Annotated in this window: 12 protein-coding genes; 2 read left to right on the forward strand and 10 right to left on the reverse strand. The window is 68.0% G+C overall.

Annotated features, from left to right (window positions below; genetic code table 11):
* Positions 1-14: 14 nt before the first annotated feature.
* The 10 genes from ABIA71_RS16500 to ABIA71_RS16545 all read right to left on the reverse strand — a co-directional run bounded on the left by ABIA71_RS16500 (position 15) and on the right by ABIA71_RS16545 (position 14,805).
* Positions 15-665 (reverse strand): hypothetical protein, encoded by a 651-nt coding sequence (locus tag ABIA71_RS16500; RefSeq protein ID WP_354286618.1) that lies wholly within the window; start codon positions 663-665, stop codon positions 15-17.
* Between the two features lie 18 nt (positions 666-683).
* Positions 684-1,427, reverse strand: coding sequence for a UDP-2,3-diacylglucosamine diphosphatase (lpxH, locus tag ABIA71_RS16505; RefSeq protein ID WP_128096640.1), 744 nt, complete (start codon positions 1,425-1,427; stop codon positions 684-686).
* Positions 1,428-1,479: 52 nt separating this feature from the next.
* Entirely contained in the window at positions 1,480-2,019 is a 540-nt protein-coding gene (locus ABIA71_RS16510) for a phosphatase PAP2 family protein (RefSeq protein ID WP_128096641.1), read from the reverse strand.
* A complete protein-coding gene (locus ABIA71_RS16515) occupies positions 2,000-3,139 on the reverse strand; it encodes a glycosyltransferase family 4 protein (RefSeq protein WP_354286621.1) in 1,140 nt (379 codons plus the stop codon). Before ABIA71_RS16515 ends, ABIA71_RS16510 begins: the two co-directional genes overlap by 20 nt.
* A gap of 426 nt (positions 3,140-3,565) precedes the next feature.
* Positions 3,566-6,499: a TonB-dependent receptor domain-containing protein gene (locus ABIA71_RS16520; RefSeq protein WP_354286623.1), complete on the reverse strand. Its 2,934-nt coding sequence runs from the start codon at positions 6,497-6,499 to the stop codon at positions 3,566-3,568.
* 453 nt (positions 6,500-6,952) lie between these two features.
* Complete coding sequence (gene ppx, locus ABIA71_RS16525) at positions 6,953-8,479, reverse strand: exopolyphosphatase (protein ID WP_354286625.1); 1,527 nt, start codon at positions 8,477-8,479, stop codon at positions 6,953-6,955.
* 164 nt (positions 8,480-8,643) lie between these two features.
* Entirely contained in the window at positions 8,644-10,725 is a 2,082-nt protein-coding gene (gene ppk1, locus ABIA71_RS16530; protein ID WP_354286627.1) for a polyphosphate kinase 1, read from the reverse strand.
* Positions 10,722-12,062, reverse strand: coding sequence for a phosphate regulon sensor histidine kinase PhoR (gene phoR, locus ABIA71_RS16535; RefSeq protein WP_038690180.1), 1,341 nt, complete (start codon positions 12,060-12,062; stop codon positions 10,722-10,724). Before phoR ends, ppk1 begins: the two co-directional genes overlap by 4 nt.
* 277 nt (positions 12,063-12,339) lie before the next feature.
* Entirely contained in the window at positions 12,340-13,029 is a 690-nt protein-coding gene (gene phoB, locus ABIA71_RS16540; RefSeq protein ID WP_038690178.1) for a phosphate regulon transcriptional regulator PhoB, read from the reverse strand.
* Between the two features lie 135 nt (positions 13,030-13,164).
* A complete protein-coding gene (locus ABIA71_RS16545) occupies positions 13,165-14,805 on the reverse strand; it encodes a M48 family metalloprotease (protein WP_354286630.1) in 1,641 nt (546 codons plus the stop codon).
* Positions 14,806-14,958: 153 nt separating this feature from the next.
* Between ABIA71_RS16545 and grxC the strand changes: the two genes are divergently transcribed.
* Both grxC and ABIA71_RS16555 read left to right on the forward strand, forming a co-directional pair.
* Positions 14,959-15,258, forward strand: a complete 300-nt coding sequence (gene grxC / locus ABIA71_RS16550) for a glutaredoxin 3 (protein ID WP_137190923.1) — start codon at positions 14,959-14,961, stop codon at positions 15,256-15,258.
* Positions 15,255-15,647, forward strand: coding sequence for a carboxymuconolactone decarboxylase family protein (locus tag ABIA71_RS16555; protein WP_038690172.1), 393 nt, complete (start codon positions 15,255-15,257; stop codon positions 15,645-15,647). Before grxC ends, ABIA71_RS16555 begins: the two co-directional genes overlap by 4 nt.
* Positions 15,648-15,828 lie beyond the last annotated feature (181 nt).

Consider the following 15,828-nt stretch of genomic DNA (forward strand, 5'->3'; position numbering starts at 1 on the left):
GCAGGGCGACGGGGTCAGGCAGGATCGGTCGCGTCCGGGCGGCAGCGCCGCAGGGCGGTCTGGCCGTCGCCGGGCTCGATCCGGCCGGGCGGTAGGTCGCCGCCGGCGGAGGTGCTGTCGGCGTCGATGAAGAGCAGCAGATTCACGATCGCGCTGGTGGCCACATAGGCGGTGTCGCCCTCGGCCGTGGTCACACCGCGATACAGGCGCGGGGTCTTGCCGCACACCACCAGCTCGTAGGCCATCGCGCCGACGCCCTCGCCATCGCCGGCCTTCAGCTGCATGCGTTCGCCATAGGGACCGCTGCCGAAGCGCTCCAGCAGCACCCAGCCCTGCGCGGGAGGCGCCTGTTCGAACGCGAACACGGGCGTGCGTCCCTGTGCGTCGGTGATGCCCTGGTAGACATCCTTTTCCGCCGCCACGAACGGCAGGTCGAACGCGGTGTGCGACAGCGCGAACGGCCGCAACGCGGCCGGGTCGCCGCTGACCGTATCGCGCAGCACGAACTGGTAGTGGTGTGGGCCGCTGCCCACCTGCGCGGCGTGCGGGTCGGGGGCGATCTGTTCCACCTGCGGTGATGCGGCGGCGGGGGCGGCGCTGGCTGCCGCAGGCGCGCCCAGCGAAAGCAGCGCGGCCAGCAGCAGGGCCGGTGTGGAGTCGATCATCCGTGATCCTTGATCGGCTCAGCGCGCCAGCGTGTCCAGGCTCCAGCCCTGCGCGGTCACGCGCAGCACCGAGCCCTGTTCATACCAGTCGCCCAGGACAATCCGCGTGCACGGGCGACCGCCGACCTGCAGCGCATGGATGGCCGGGCGGTGGGTGTGGCCGTGGATCATGGTGTCCACGCCGTGCCGCGCGAAGGTGGCCTCCACTTCGGCCGGTGCCACGTCGGTGACGGTTTCGAAGCCGGCGCGGTCGTCCTGCTTCATTTCCGACTGGCGTGCCTGGCTGGCGTCGCGCGCCTTCTGCGCGAAGGCGATGCGCGCGGCCAGCGGCTGCGACAGGAACTGCGCCTGGAACACCGGGTCACGGGTCTGCGCGCGGAACTGCTGGTAGGCCACGTCGTCGGTGCACAGCAGGTCGCCGTGCTGCAGCAGTACCGGGCGGCCGTACAGGTCGATCACGCTGGGGTCGGGCAGGATGCGGAAGCCGGCGCGGCGCGCGTAGTCGTTGCCGACCAGGAAGTCGCGGTTGCCGCGGATGAAGTACACCGGCACGCCGGCATCGGCCACCGCATGCAGCGCGTCAGCCACCGCGTCGGCGGCGGCGGAGGGGGTGTCATCGCCGATCCAGGCTTCGAACAGGTCGCCCAGGATGTACAGCGCGTCGGCCTGCATCGCTTCATCGCGCAGGAACGCCAGGAACAGCTCGGTGATGGCTGGACGACTCGGGTCCAGGTGCAGATCGGAAATGAACAGCGTGGTCATGCGCGCATTGTAAAACGGGTCGGGCGGCTCTGCGGCGGCCCGCATCATCGGGTTACATCGGCAACGGCAGCCAGCGCAGGCTGGCACCGGCCAGCGCGGTGGCGATCGCCGTGGCGGCCAGTACGTCGCTGGGATAGTGCAGCCCCAGCACCACCCGCGACAGCCCCACCGCGGCGGTGAACGGCACCAGCAGCGGTGCCAGCCACGGGTAGTAGGCCAGGGCGACGATGGTGAACGACACCGCGTGCAGGGTGTGCCCGGACGGGAAACTGAATTCATCCAGCGGCGCCACCCAGGCGCGGATGCGCAGGTCGGCGGCATACGGGCGCGGGCGCCGGGTCCAGCGTTTGAGCCCCTTGTACAGCAGCAGCGCCATCAGCCCGGTGGCGGCCATGTGCAGTGAGGCCTGCAGCCCTTCAAACCCGTCCAGCAGCACCAGTGCGGCCATCAGCGCGTACCAGAACACGCCATCGCCCAGCCGGCTGACCACGGCGAACGCGCGGCGTACCCGGCGGCGCCGGCAGTAATGGTTGGCGCGGCGGCACCAGCGGGTTTCGTGCCCGCGCAGGGCCTCAAGCGGCGTGGTCGGCATGCGGCCTCCGGGCCTGGGCCAGTTCGGACAACAGGGCATCGAATTCGGCCACCACCTGCTGTGGGTGCAGCCGTTTCATCGCGGTGGCCGCGTTGCGTCCCAGCCGGGCCCGCAGCACATCGTCACCGGCCAGCTGCAGCGCGGCATCGACGAATTCGCTGTCGGTGTTCACCGCCATGCCATTTTCGTCAGTGCGCAGGTACTCGCGTGCTGCGCCGTAGTCGAAGGCCACTGTGGCCACGCCGCTGGCCATCGCTTCCAGGGTGACGTTGCCGAAGGTCTCGCTGCGGCTGGGGAACAGGAACAGGTCGCCGCTGGCGAAGTGACGCGCCAGGGCGTCGCCCCGCTGCACGCCGCAGAAGATGAAGTCGGGATTTTCATGCGCCAGTTTTTCGCGCGAGGGGCCATCGCCCACCCAGATGAAGCGTGCCTTGGGGCGGATCTGCTGCAGGCGGCGGAACGCTTTCACCGCCAGCCCGAGGTTCTTTTCCGGCGCGATGCGGCCCACGTAGATCGCCGCAAAGCCGTTGCCGTCGATGCCCCATTCTTCGCGCAGGGCGGGGTCGCGTCGCGGTGGTTCAAACTGACTGCTGTCCACGGCACGGGCCAGCAGGCGTACGCGGTCGAAGCCCTGTTCGCCCAGGAACTGCTGCAGTTCCTGGGTGGGCACCAGCGTGGCATCGGCCTGGTTGTGGAAGCGCCGCATCCAGCGCAGGGCCGCGGCCTGCAGCCAGGCCACGCCGTAGTCGGGCAGGTATTCGTCGAAGCGGGTATGGAAACCGCTGGCGACCGGAATGCCCAGCCGGCGCGCGGTGCGCAGTGCCGACCAGCCCAGGGGGCCTTCGGTGGCGATGTAGATCGCATCGGGGCGTTGCAGCTGCCAGTGGCGTGCCAGGCGCTTGGGCGCGGGCAGCCCGAAGCGCAGGCCGGGGTAACGCGGCAGGCCGGCTCCGCTGACCAGCAGGGTGCCGTCTTCGCTGTCGGCTTCGGTGGCCTGGCGCGGGCGTACCAGGTCCACCTGGTGGCCGGCCGCGCGCAGTCCCTGTTCCAGCCCCTGCACGGTCAGGGCGACGCCGTTGACTTCAGGGGGGTACGTTTCAGTGACGATGGCATAGCGCATGGCGGGCCTCCGGTATGCGGCCATGCTGGGCCCGCGCGATGTAGCGCCCATGACGCACGCATGACCGGCCGATGACGCCCGCTCGGCGCAGCGGTGGCCGTGCCTGGATAGAGGGGGCCACGGGACACGCTGCAAGTCCCGGCGCGCCATTCCTGGCGCTCACGGAAGGGGCCTGCGCTTCTTTGCGCACCGATAGCGTGTCCGGGGCAGGTGCGGGTGGAGGGGCGGGACCCTCCACCGCATGGATGCGGTGGCGGAGCCTACACGGACGTACTTGCGGCGTGTCCCGCCCCTCCGCCCGCACCTGACCACACACGTACAGCCCCGCACCCGCCGCTGGCGCGCCCGCGCAAACGGAAGAACAACCAAAAAAAACCACGGCCCCGAAGGGCCGTGGTTGGGTGTTGCGGTATTACCGGGCAGCGATCAGAACTGCTGCTTGTACTGCATGTACACGAAGCGACCGATGTCGAAACCGCCGTAGTACGAGTACACCGAGTTCGGCTTGGTGTACATCACCGGGCCGAGACGGTTGAACACGTTGTTGGCGCCGATCGACACGGTGGCGTTCCACGGCAGCTTGTAGCGGGCCTGCACGTCGTGGAAGGTAACCGAGCCACGCTCGTTGTAGTTGCGTGCGCCCTTGTACCACGGAGCGTACACGCCCGGATCGGAGCACTCGTCCGGATGGTTCGGCAGGCTCAGGCACTGCTCCTTCACACCGGAGTAGTAACGCGCGCTCCAGCTGACGCCGAAGTTCTCCAGGTCCCAGCCCACGGTGGCGTTGGAACGCACGCGGAAGCCGATGCCGGTGTTGGCGGCGATGCCGTTGATGGTGGTCGGCACGGTCGCCGCATCGTTGGACGAACGGTAGATGTTCGAGCTGACGTACGTGGTGGACCAGGAGGTGCTCAGCTTGCCGTAGTCGGTATCCAGACGGTAGCTCACGTCCATGTCGTAGCCTTCGGTCTCGGCGAAACCGGCATTGCGGTTGCCGAACTTCAGGCCGGTGACGATGCCGGTGACCGGATCACGCGTGAAGCGGGCGCAACGCGACTCGATGTTCTGCTCGTAGCAGTCGATCAGGATCTGATTCGGGCTGTCGGAGACGATCGTGTTGTCGATGCGGATCTTCCACCAGTCCAGCGACACATTGAAGTTGCTGATGAAGGTGGGGCTCCAGACCACGCCCAGCGTCTTGCTGGTCGAGGTTTCCGGCAGCAGGTCCGGGTTCGAGCCGGAGGTGAACGGAACCGGCGTGGCCGCGCTCGAACCGGTGGTGGGCTGACGGGTCGAATCGAGCTGACGGAAGCTGGCGACGTTGGCGATGTCCTGCGCACAACGGGCACGCACGCTGCTGCTGCTCTTGGCCGAGCCGTACACGCTGTCGCACGGATCGGTGAAGGTTGCGAACGTTTCCGAACCGCCACCGAACAGGTCGTTGATGGTCGGGGCGCGGAAGCCCTCGGCCCAGGTACCACGCACCAGCAGCTGGTCCAGCGGACGCCACTTGAAGCCGAACTTGCTGTTGAGGGTGTCACCGAAGGTGTTGTAGTCCGAGTAGCGCGTCGCGGCGCTGAAGCTCAGCTCCTTGGCGAACGGCAGGTCGGCCAGCACCGGCACGTTCACTTCCAGGTACGCTTCCTTGACCTTGTACGCGCCACCGGTCGGGCCAGCGGCCAGGTTGGTGGTCGCGCCGGTCTGGGCGAGCGCATCGGGGATGAACTTGCCGTTTTCTTCGCGGTTTTCCAGGCCGAAGGCGAAGCCCACATCGCCCGCCGGCAGGGTGAACGCACTGCCGCTGAGGTTGGCGAACCAGTTCTTGGTCGAGGTCTGACCGGTGGCGTTCTCTTCCGGGAACAGCCAATCCTGCAGCGCTTGGTTGCCGTCCAGGCCGTACGGGTCCTGCACGCCGTACGGCACCAGCGGGTTCCACACCATGCAGTTGGCCTTCGGAGCTGCCGCGCTGCCGCACTCGACCTTGCCGGTCGCGGTGTTCAGGTACGACGGGCCGACCGCATCAATGACGCGCTGCTTGTGCAGGTTGCCGGTGGTGTGCTGGGTCAGCTCGTTCTTGCTGTACTGGTAGCCCACTTCCCAATCGAAGTAGCGCTCGCCCAGGTCGAACGAGCCCTCAAAGGAGGCCACGGCGCGGTAGGTCTTCAGCTCGCTGGTGCTGGTACGCGGCAGTTCCCAGGTACGACGGTTCCACTGCATCGCGGTCGGGGCAGCGTAGCCGTTCTTGTTGCCGAACGGATTGAAGTAGCTGTCGATCGACATGTTGCCGACGTTGTTGGCACCCAGCGCGCTGGAGGCCAGCGGGTAGCCGGCGGTGACGCGGGTCGACTCACGCTTGTTGTAACCGAGTTCGGTCTTGAAGCGGATGTTCTCGGTGATGTCGGCCTGGCCGGAGAAGAACACCGAATCACGCTTGATCGGATAGCTCAGGTGCATCTGATCGTTGGTGTTGCTGGTGTCGCCGGTGAACGCGGCCGGGTTGGTCAGGTGGTAGTTGCCCGGCTTGGTCGGATCGGCGCCACGGTTGAGCGAGTAGTCGCACCCGGCAGCCTTGGTGCAGCCCGGGCCGCCCTTCAGGCCGGTGAACTGGCCCCACTGGCTGGTGGTGGTCCAGCCTTCGGTCGGGTGGCGGTCGGTGTTGCTGTACTGGCTGAAGCCGCGGTCACGCGCCCACACGGCCTTTTCTTCCGAATGCTCGGCGGCAAACGTGGCCGAGAGGCGATCGTTGGACCAGCCGGCAACCACGTCGAAGCGGTCACGCGCGCCGTCGCCTTCGCTGAACTGGCCGTGGTACACGTTGGCGGTCACGCCGTTGACGTTGCTGCGGGTGATGATGTTGACCACGCCGGCCATGGCGTCGGAGCCGTAAATGGCCGAGGCGCCGTCCTTCAGGATCTCGACGCGCTCGATCGCAGACACCGGCAGGACCGAGAGGTCCTGGTAGCCGGAGGTGCTGATGCCCAGGCGGCGACCGTTGATCAGCACCAGCGTGCGCTGGGTGCCCAGGCCGCGCATGTCGACGTAGGTACCGCCGGCATTTTCACCGGCGGTCAGCACGTTGGCGCGGCTGATCGTCGGGCTGCCCATCGCGGTGACGTTCTGCAGGATGTCCGAGACCGAGCTGAAGCCCTGGCGCTCGATGTCCATGCGGGTCAGGGCCAGCACCGGCTGGGCGGTTTCCACGTCGACCTGGCGGATGCGCGAACCGGTGATCTCGATACGGTCAAGGTTGGTAGCTGCCGGCGCGTCCTGTGCCATCGCCGGGGCGGCCATCAGGCCTGCGGTGCCGGCGACCAGGGCATAGCGGATCGCCTGCCCCAGTACGTTGGTGCGTGAATTCATGTGGCTCTCTCTCTCGTTTGGAACTGGATCAAAAAGAGTCGGCGGGCCCAAGTTCCCGCGTCCCCAAAAATCCGACCGTGTGAAGGCCGGTTCCTTGATCATAGTCTCGGTCGTTAATACTTTGTAAATAGTCCGGGAAGAAATTCTCACGGACTTCTAACGAGCGAGACAAAACTGCAAGAGAAGCAATGACTTGTCGTGGCGGTTCAGCGGCTACTTCGTATCGCAATGTGTCGAAATGTAGCAATTTGATGCAATGCGGCATGGTTCCCGCGCAAACCGGCGCCGCACACGGCGGTGGGACCGGCCCGCAAACAGACACGACGGTGCGGCGCCTGCCGGGGGTGTGGGCGGGCAGCGGAAGGGGGCAAGGTGGGATCGCCGCCGCCGGGTACGCCACGCGGCACTAACGGCGCAGGGAGGTGGCCCGCGCGGCTGCGCGGGCCGGTGAACTCAGGCCACGAACGGCCGGAACTGCACGCCCAGCCCGGCCATGCCCTCGGTTTCGCCGATCAGGTCGGCGCGCAGCAGCGGCCGCGCGTCGATGTAGGCCTGGGGCAGGATCAGCGACAGCCGGGTGTCGTCGGCGGTCAGTTCCAGCGCGGGCATCGGGGTTTCTTCGTGGGCCCGGTTGAGCAGCACCGCCAGCCGCAGCAGTGCGGTCATGCGCCGCGCCGGTTGCAGCAGGCGCTCGGGCAGCGCCTCGAACGCCGACTTGGAGATATTGCGGCGGTGGCTGCGCACCAGCGCGGCCAACAGCTGCTGTTCCTGCCGGGAGAAGCCGGCGATGTCCGAGTTCTCCAGCACGTAGCTGCCGTGCACGTGGTAACCGCTGTGGGCGATCATCAGGCCCAGCTCGTGCAGGCGCGCGGCCCAGCCGAGCATGCGCGCGTCGTCGGGGTCCAGCGCCCAGCTGTCTTCGACCTGGGCCAGCAGGTTCATCGCGGTGTGCTCGACGCGGTCGGCCTGCACGATGTCGATGCCGTAGCGCAGGGTCAGCGCGGCTACCGATTCGTCGCGCAGGTCGTTTTCGCTGGCGCGGCCCAGAATGTCGTACAGGATGCCTTCGCGCATGGCCGCCTTGCTGACCAGCAGCTTCTGCAGGCCCAGCGCCTGGAAGGCCGCCTCCAGCACCAGGATGCCGCCGGCGATGATCGGCCGGCGGTCGGCCGACAGTCCGGGCAGGTTGATGTCTTCGATGCGCTTGGCCTTGAGCAGCTCATCGCGCAGCTGCGGCAGGGCTTCGGCGGTGATCGCGCCCTTGCTCAGCTTCATGGTGGCGCAGATCTCGCTGATCGCCTTGTGCGTGCCCGACGAGCCCAGCGCTTCGTGCCAGCCCAGCGCCCGGTACTTGTTGGCGAACTGCTGGAACTCCGCGCCGATCTCGGTCAGTGCGTCCTTCCAGCGCTTGCGGCTGAGCTTGCCCCCCGGGAAGAACCGGCGCGTGCTGGCGATGCAGCCGGCCTGCAGGCTTTCCCGCTCCAGGGTCTGCATGCCCTGGCCGATGATGAATTCGGTGGAGCCGCCGCCGATGTCGATCACCAGCCGGCGCTGGTCCGGCTTGGGCGGTTGCGCGTGGGCCACGCCCAGGTAGATCAGGCGGGCCTCTTCGCGGCCGCTGACCACTTCGATGGCATGCCCGAGCGCGGTCTCGGCCGGCATCAGGAAGGCCTGCGGCGAGCGCAGCTGGCGCACGGTGTTGGTGGCCAGCGCACGCACCCGGACCGAGGGAATCGCGCGGATGCGCTGGCCAAACCGCGCCAGGCATTCCAGCGCGCGCTGGCGCGCTTCGGCGGACAGGCCGCCCTTGCCATCCAGGCCATCGGCCATGCGCACGGTTTCGCGCAGGCGGTCGACCACCCGCAACTGCCCGAGCGTGTAGCGCGCGATGACCATGTGGAAACTGTTGGAACCCAGGTCGATGGCGGCGAGCAGGTCGCCATCCTGCAGGGCGGGCGGAGTCGTGGAGGTATGCGGCATTTGCGAATGTTAGCCGAAGGGTGGGTCGCGAAGTCACCGCGCGCCCTTCACATGGGCAGGCTGCGACGACCGGTCGCATCGAAGGGGGTACCGGTGCCGACCGTCGGTCGGCACGCGGGCGGTCCGACCAACGTACTCGAGGCGTACCGACCAACGGTCGGTCCCTACAGCCCCTGCATCAACGCCATCTGCGCCGCGTGCGGCGGTTCGTCGTGGCCGGGGGTGCACTTCAGGTAGCTGCCGTCGGCCTGCAGCTGCCACGCGTTGAGGTTGTCGTCCAGGTAGTTCTGCAGCACGTCGCGGTAGACCTTGCGCGCCAGCTCCGGGTCCAGGATCGGGAAGCAGGTTTCCACCCGGCGCAGCAGGTTGCGCTCCAGCCAGTCCGCGCTGGCGCAGTAGAGCTCGGCGGCGCCATCGTTGCCGAACCAGTAAACACGGCTGTGCTCCAGGAAGCGGCCGACGATCGACCGCACCCGGATGTTGTCCGACACCCCGGGCACGCCCGGGCGCAGCGTGCAGGCGCCGCGCACGATCAGGTCGATCTGCACGCCGGCCTGCGAGGCGGCATACAGCGCACGGATCACCTGCGGCTCGTTGAGGGCGTTCATCTTGGCGATGATCCGGCCCGGACGACCACTGGTGGCCAGGCGGGTCTCGCGTTCGATCCGCTGCAACAGGCCCGGGTGCAGGGTGAACGGCGATTGCAGCAGGCGCTTGAGCTTGGTGCGCGGGGCCAGGCCGGACAACTGCTGGAACAGCAGGTGCACGTCGTTGCCGATGTCCGGGTCCGCGGTGATCAGGCTCAGGTCGGTATACGCGCGCGCGGTGCCGCTGTGGTAATTGCCGGTGCCCAGGTGCACGTAACGGCGCAGCTTGCGGCCCTCGCGGCGCACGATCAGCAGCATCTTGGCGTGGGTCTTGTAGCCCACCACGCCGTACACCACCTGCACGCCGGCTTCCTGCAGGCGGTCGGCCAGGCCCAGGTTGGCTTCTTCGTCGAAGCGCGCGCGCAGTTCCACCACCACGGTGACGTCCTTGCCGTTGCGCGCGGCCTGGATCAACGCGTCGACAATCTGCGAATCCTTGCCGGTGCGGTACAGCGTCTGCTTGATCGCCAGCGCGTTGGGATCCACCGCGGCCTGCTTGATCAGGTCCAGCACCGGAGTGAACGCATCGAACGGATGGTGCAGCAGCACGTCCTTGCGCGCCACCACGTCGAAGATGCCGTCGCCATCGCGCAGCACGCGCGGGCTGAGGGTGGGGTACTTCAGTTCCGGGCGGGCCAGCAGGTCGTACAGCTGGATCACGCGGTTGAGGTTGACCGGCCCGTCGATGCGATACACCGCATTTTCGGTCAGGCCGAAGTTCTGCAGCAGCGTGCGCACGATGTCGCGCGGGCAGTCCTGCGCGATCTCCAGCCGCACCGCCGGCCGGTAGCCGCGGTCGACCAGCTCGTCGCGCAGTGCCAGCGCCAGGTTCTCGACCTCTTCCTCGTCCACCACCAGTTCGGAATTGCGGGTCACGCGGAACTGGTAGGCCCCCTGGACTTCCATGCCCGGGAACAGTTCATCGACGAAGGTCGACAGCACCGAGGACAGGAACACATAGGTCTGGGCGCCGCCGAGCTTTTCCGGCAGCTGGATGATGCGTGGCAGCGAACGCGGCGCGCGCACGATGGCCAGGTGGCCGGCGCGGCCGAACGCATCGGTGCCCTTGAGCACCACCACGATGTTCAGCGACTTGTTGAGGATCTTCGGGAACGGGTGCGACGGATCCAGCCCCAGCGGCGACAGCACCGGCATGATCTCGTTGCGGAAATAGGCGCGCAGCCAGCGCTTCTGGCGGTGGTTCCAGGAGTGCCGGCCAAGCACGTCGATACCGGCCTCGTGCAGCGCCGGGCGCAGGGTTTCATTCCAGCAGCGGTACTGCTGGTCCACCAGCTGTGCGGCGCGGTCATGGATGGCGTTGAGAATCGCCTGCGGGGTCATGCCATCCGGGGCCGGCGGCAGGCCGAACTCCTGTGCATGGCGGACCGCGGCGGCGCGGATCTCGAAGAACTCGTCCAGGTTGGTGCAGGAAATGCACATGAAGCGCAGCCGCTCCAGCAGCGGCACCTGGGTGTCCATCGCCTGGGCCAGCACGCGGAAGTTGAAATCCAGCTGCGACAGCTCGCGGTTGATGTACAGCGCCGGGTCACGCAGTGGATCGTTGTCCACAGGCACGGCGATGGGAACGAGAGTGCTCATGCGGAAAGGTCTTCGGAAGAGGAAAGGGAGGCCGCGTCGGCGCGTTCGCGGACGTGGTCGGCATCGAAGTGGCACGCAAACACGCTGCCCTTGCCGACCTCGCTCTGGATCTCCAGGCGCGCATGGTGCAGGCCCAGGATGTGCTTGACGATCGACAGGCCCAGGCCGGTGCCGCCGCTTTCGCGCGAACGGCTGCTGGACACCCGGTAGAACCGCTCGGTCAGGCGCGGCAGGTGCGTGGCGGGGATGCCATAGCCGGTGTCGCGCACGCTGAGCACCACGCCCTGGCCCTCGCGCGCCAGCTCGACTTCGACCCGGCCACCGGCCGGGGTGTAGCGCACCGCGTTGGTGACCAGGTTGGAGAAGGCGCTGTGCAGTTCCTTGTTGGAGCCCTGCAGGTCGACCCCGGCACTGTCGATCACGCTGATCTGGTGGCGGCCCTGGCTGTGCGCTTCAGCCTCACGGCGCAGCGTGGCCAGCATCGGCGCCATCGCCACGGTTTCTTCTTCGGTATGTTCCTGCGATTCCAGCCGCGACAGGGTCAGCAGGTCCTCCACCAGCTGGGCCATGCGCTGGGACTGCTTGCGCATCTCTTCCAGCATCGGGCCGGTACCGGGGAAGTCCTCCGGCTCCATCATGTCCAGGTAGCCGTGCACCACGGTCAGCGGCGTGCGCAGTTCGTGCGACACATTGGCCACGAAGTCGCGGCGCACCTGTTCCAGCCGCAGCAGCTTGCTCACATCGCGGGCGATCAGCAGCCAGTAGTCGGGCGAGTAGGGAATCAGGCGCAGGTTGAGCCGGATCGCCGGGTCGACCGGGGAGGGCACGTCCAGGATCGGTTCGGCATTGCGCCCGCCGGCCAGCCAGTGGGCCAGCGGCATCGGCTGCAGGCGCTCGACCAGGGCCTCGCCCAGGTCACCGGGATGGTGCAGGCCCAGCAGCGAGGTGGCTGCTTCGTTGAACCACTGCACGCGCTGGCTGTTGCGGTCCACCACCACCACCGCGTCGGGCAGGGCGGCGGCGGCGGCGCGGTAGCTGCGCAGCATGTCCAGCAGGCGCCGCTTGCGCGTGCGCATTTCCAGCTGGTTGCGGTACAGCAGGCGGTCCAGTTCGTTCCACACGCCGTTGCCGCCGCCCATGTCCCAGCGCTGCCGGGCGGTCAGCCGGCGCAACACCCGGCGCAGCCGCCAGTAATGCCAGGCCAGTGCGCCGATGGAGGCCAGCGCGATGCACATCCACACATGGCCGGTGAGCAGCCCCAGCACGCCGGCGGCGAGCAGCAGCAGGGCGAGGGTGGCCAGTGTCTTCAACCAGGCAGAACGGATGTGGCGCGGCATTGCGGTCTCGCGGAAGGTGCGTTCCCCGGCGTGATCCGGGGAAAAGCGGGGCGCTGCTCCAGCATGCAGCGGGACTCTGCCCCGCTCCCGAAACGTAAAGCGGGGGCTCTGCCCCGCTGCCGAAACGTAGAGCGGGGCTCTGCCCCGCTGCCGAAGCGTAGAGCGGGGCTCTGCCCCGCTGCCGAAGCGTAGAGCGGAACGTTGCCCCGCCGAATCGTAGAGCGGGGCTCTGCCCCGCTGCTGGAGCAGCCCGAGCGTAGCAGAAGGCAGGCGGTGATCAGGTCGAAGTGGAGAAGCGGTAGCCGGCGCCGCGCACGGTCTGCACCATGTTTTCCGCCGCGAACGGTTCCAGCGTCTTGCGCAGCCGGCGGATGTGCACGTCGATGGTGCGCTCCTCCACGTACACGCTGCCGCCCCACACATGGTCCAGCAACTGGGCGCGGGTGTAGACGCGCTCGGGGTGGGTCATGAAGAAGTGCAGCAGGCGGTATTCGGTGGGGCCGATCGGCACCGGCTGGTCGCCGGCGAACACGCGGTGGGCGGCGCCGTCGATGCGGATCGAACCGACCGCCACGCTGCCGTCCTCGTCATCGTCGCGGGCGCGGCGCATCACCGCGCGGATCCGGGCCAGCAGTTCGCGGGCCGAGAACGGCTTGACCACGTAATCGTCGACACCGGCTTCCAGGCCGCCGACGCGGTCGTTCTCTTCGCCGCGGGCGGTCAGCATGATGATCGGCACCTCGCGGGTGAGGGCCTCCTTGCGCCAGCGACGGGCCAGGTCCAGCCCACTGGTGCCCGGAAGCATCCAGTCCAGCAGGATCAGGTCGGGGACGCGATCGGCGATCGCCGTCTGCGCTTCGCGCGCATCACCGGCATGGATGGGGTCGTAGTCGCCCTTGCGGAGGGCGAAGGCGACCATTTCGCGGATCGCGGGTTCGTCATCGACGATCAGAATGCGTTTCTGCACGTGCGCACCGTATTGCTTATCAGACCGGGATTGAGCCCAGTAGACTACGGTTTCATGACATGTTTGTGACGACCTGGGCGGCGATCGATGCCGATTGCCATGCGGTGGTCATCTGGCGACCGCGCCGCCACGGGCTCAGCGCCGTTCCAGCTCCGGGTCGCGGACGCCCTGGCGGCGCATTTCGAGCACGGTCGGGGTGATGCTCTCGATGCGTGCATCCACCCGCGCGCGGCCCACGTAGTCCAGGCCGGGCTGCTTCTTCAGGGCCTGCAGCTGGATCAGGGCCTGCTCCGGCCGGCCGTTCAGGTAGGCCGCCTCCGCGTAAGCCTCGCTGGCCCGCACGGTGTCGCCGGCCAGTTCGCTGGCCCGGGCGTACCGCAGCTGGAATACCGGATCATTGCCGCTTTGCGACAGCAGCGGACGCAGCATGGCCTGTGCGCGCTGGCCGGCCTCGCGGCCGCCCTGCTCGTTGAGGATTTCGGCGTAGGTCAGCGCCACCGGGCGGCTGCCGGGGTGCTGGCGCAGCAGCGTCTCGAAGCGGGCGTTGGCCTGGGCGGGCTGGCCGGCGCGCGACTCGGCCTGCCCCAGTGCTACCGCGACCCACAGGTTGTCGGGGTGGTCGCCCAGCAGCGCCGCCAGGTCGGTACGGGCCTGGGCGGCGCCGCTGTTGCGCAGCCGCGCCAGGGCCAGGCCGTAGCGCTGCGCCGGGCTCAAGCCGTCCTTCTGCGCGCGCTGCAGGTTTTCGTACTCGCGCACCACGTCGCCGGGGGTGTCGGCGCTGAGCACGCGCAGGCGTTCGCGCGCCCACTCGAACTGGCCGCTGGCGCCCCGGCTGAGGGCATTCACCGACAGCTGCATCGAGGCCGGCAGCAGCGGGTTGCCGCGCCGCACGATCGGGTCGGACAGCGCCGGGTCGGAAGGGTTCACCCGTTCCTGGCGGACCCCGCCGGGAACCTCGGTGGTCAGCAGCACGGTGTCCTTCTTCATCTGCTCGGCGCGGGCCTTGGCCTCGCTGATGCGGGTGGTATTGACCGGGTGGGTCTGCAGGAAGTCGGGCACCGAGTAGCCGCCGGCGTTGCCGCGCATCGAGGCGGACATGCGTTCGAAGAAGCCGGCCATCGCATCCACGTCGTAGCCGCTGCGGGCCAGGGTGCGGATGCCCAGGCGGTCGGCTTCGGATTCGTTGCTGCGGGTGTAGTTGATCTGGCGCTGCTGCATCAGGCCCATGCCCGAGGTGATCGCGGCCATGGTCGCATCGCCGGAGGAGCTGCCGCCGGCCTGCTGCGCGGCCACCACCGCGGCCAGCATGCCCAGCAGGATCGGGATCTGGTCGCGCTGGGCGCGCTCCACCCCGCGCAGCACGTGCTGCTGGGTGACATGGGCGATCTCGTGGGACAGCACCGCGGCCACCTCGTCCTCACGCTCGGCGGTCAGCACCAGGCCCGCGTTCACCCCCACGTAGCCGCCCAGCGTGGCGAAGGCGTTGATCTGGCGGTCCTTGAGCATGAAGAACGTGTAGGACTGGCGCGGCTGGGCACTGTTGGAGCCCAGCCGGGTGCCGATATTCTGCAGCCAGTCGTCCACCAGCGGGTCGTCCAGCAGGAACCCGTAGTTGCGCAGCTCGCGCAGCATCATCCCGCCGTACTCGGCCTGGCGGGCCGGGGTCAGCAGCTCACCGGCCGACGAGCCGATGTCCGGCAGCTTGCTGTCCTGGGCCGAGGCCAACGGCGCGGCCAGGGCGAGGGTGAGCGCGGCGGAGAGCAGCAGAGGGCGCAATCGAAGCTCCAGGACGGGCAGGGCGGGGGACCAGGCGGCAGCGTGACAGGCTCCATGCCAATCTGCGGTTAATCCACAGTGTTGCGGTCATGACATGGAAAAACCAGCGGCCAGCTACCATATACAGACACTCGTTTGTCCGTGGAGTTTCCCGTGAGCCAAGATGTTGCGTCCAACCCGGGTGGGGCCCCCGCCATCACCATCTATTCCACCGCTGTCTGCCCCTACTGCGTGGCCGCCAAGAACTTCCTGAAGAGCAAAGGGCGCGACTGGACCGAAGTGCGGATCGACCTGGACCCGGTCGAGCGCGACAAGATGATGGCCAAGACGCGCCGCACCAGCGTGCCGCAGATCTTCGTCGGCGAGGTCCACGTGGGCGGCTATGACGACATGATGGCGCTGCACAGGGCCGGCAAGCTGGAACCGCTGCTGGCCGGCGAGGGCCAGGCGTGAGCGCGGCCGACGACGGCAGCAAGGACCGCATCGCCGAGTTCACCGAATTCCGCCAGCGCATGAACCAGCGCATCCTGGGCGAGCCCAACCAGGTGGTCCGCCGCTTCTTCGCGCTGGACACCCAGACCTACCAGGCCGGCGCGCTGGATGTGAAGACCAAGGAGCTGCTGGGCCTGGTCGCCTCGATGGTGCTGCGCTGCGATGACTGCATCAGCTACCACGTGGCCCAGTGCAAGGACGCCGGGGTGACCCGCGAGGAATTCTTCGAGACCTTCTCGGTGGGCCTGGTGGTCGGCGGTTCCATCGTGATTCCGCACCTGCGCCGCGCGGTCGATTTCCTGGACCAGCTCGAAGGCGGTGCCGCAGCGCCGGCGGTTCACGAGCATTGAGGGCGGGGCCGCGGTGCGGCCCTGGCTCCGGGTGACGCCGGCGACGCGGCGGTGGGTATCCGTTCATGTTCGATATAACGTGCCCACCGACCAACGGTCGGTGGCTACCACCAATGGCGGATTTGGGTCCGTTGGGCGGCTCAGGCATAATTGCCGATGAAACTTCCCTTGCGCCCGTGCT

The sequence above is a fragment of the Stenotrophomonas sp. 2619 genome (assembly GCF_040548725.1).
Taxonomy (GTDB): domain Bacteria; phylum Pseudomonadota; class Gammaproteobacteria; order Xanthomonadales; family Xanthomonadaceae; genus Stenotrophomonas; species Stenotrophomonas maltophilia_AP.

Coding starts and splice junctions, on each gene's coding strand:
- ABIA71_RS16500 (WP_354286618.1), bottom strand. CDS start 665: ATGATCGACTCCACACCGGCCCTGCTGCTGGCCGCGCTGCTTTCGCTG.
- lpxH (WP_128096640.1), bottom strand. CDS start 1,427: ATGACCACGCTGTTCATTTCCGATCTGCACCTGGACCCGAGTCGTCCA.
- ABIA71_RS16510 (WP_128096641.1), bottom strand. CDS start 2,019: ATGCCGACCACGCCGCTTGAGGCCCTGCGCGGGCACGAAACCCGCTGG.
- ABIA71_RS16515 (WP_354286621.1), bottom strand. CDS start 3,139: ATGCGCTATGCCATCGTCACTGAAACGTACCCCCCTGAAGTCAACGGC.
- ABIA71_RS16520 (WP_354286623.1), bottom strand. CDS start 6,499: ATGAATTCACGCACCAACGTACTGGGGCAGGCGATCCGCTATGCCCTG.
- ppx (WP_354286625.1), bottom strand. CDS start 8,479: ATGCCGCATACCTCCACGACTCCGCCCGCCCTGCAGGATGGCGACCTG.
- ppk1 (WP_354286627.1), bottom strand. CDS start 10,725: ATGAGCACTCTCGTTCCCATCGCCGTGCCTGTGGACAACGATCCACTG.
- phoR (WP_038690180.1), bottom strand. CDS start 12,062: ATGCCGCGCCACATCCGTTCTGCCTGGTTGAAGACACTGGCCACCCTC.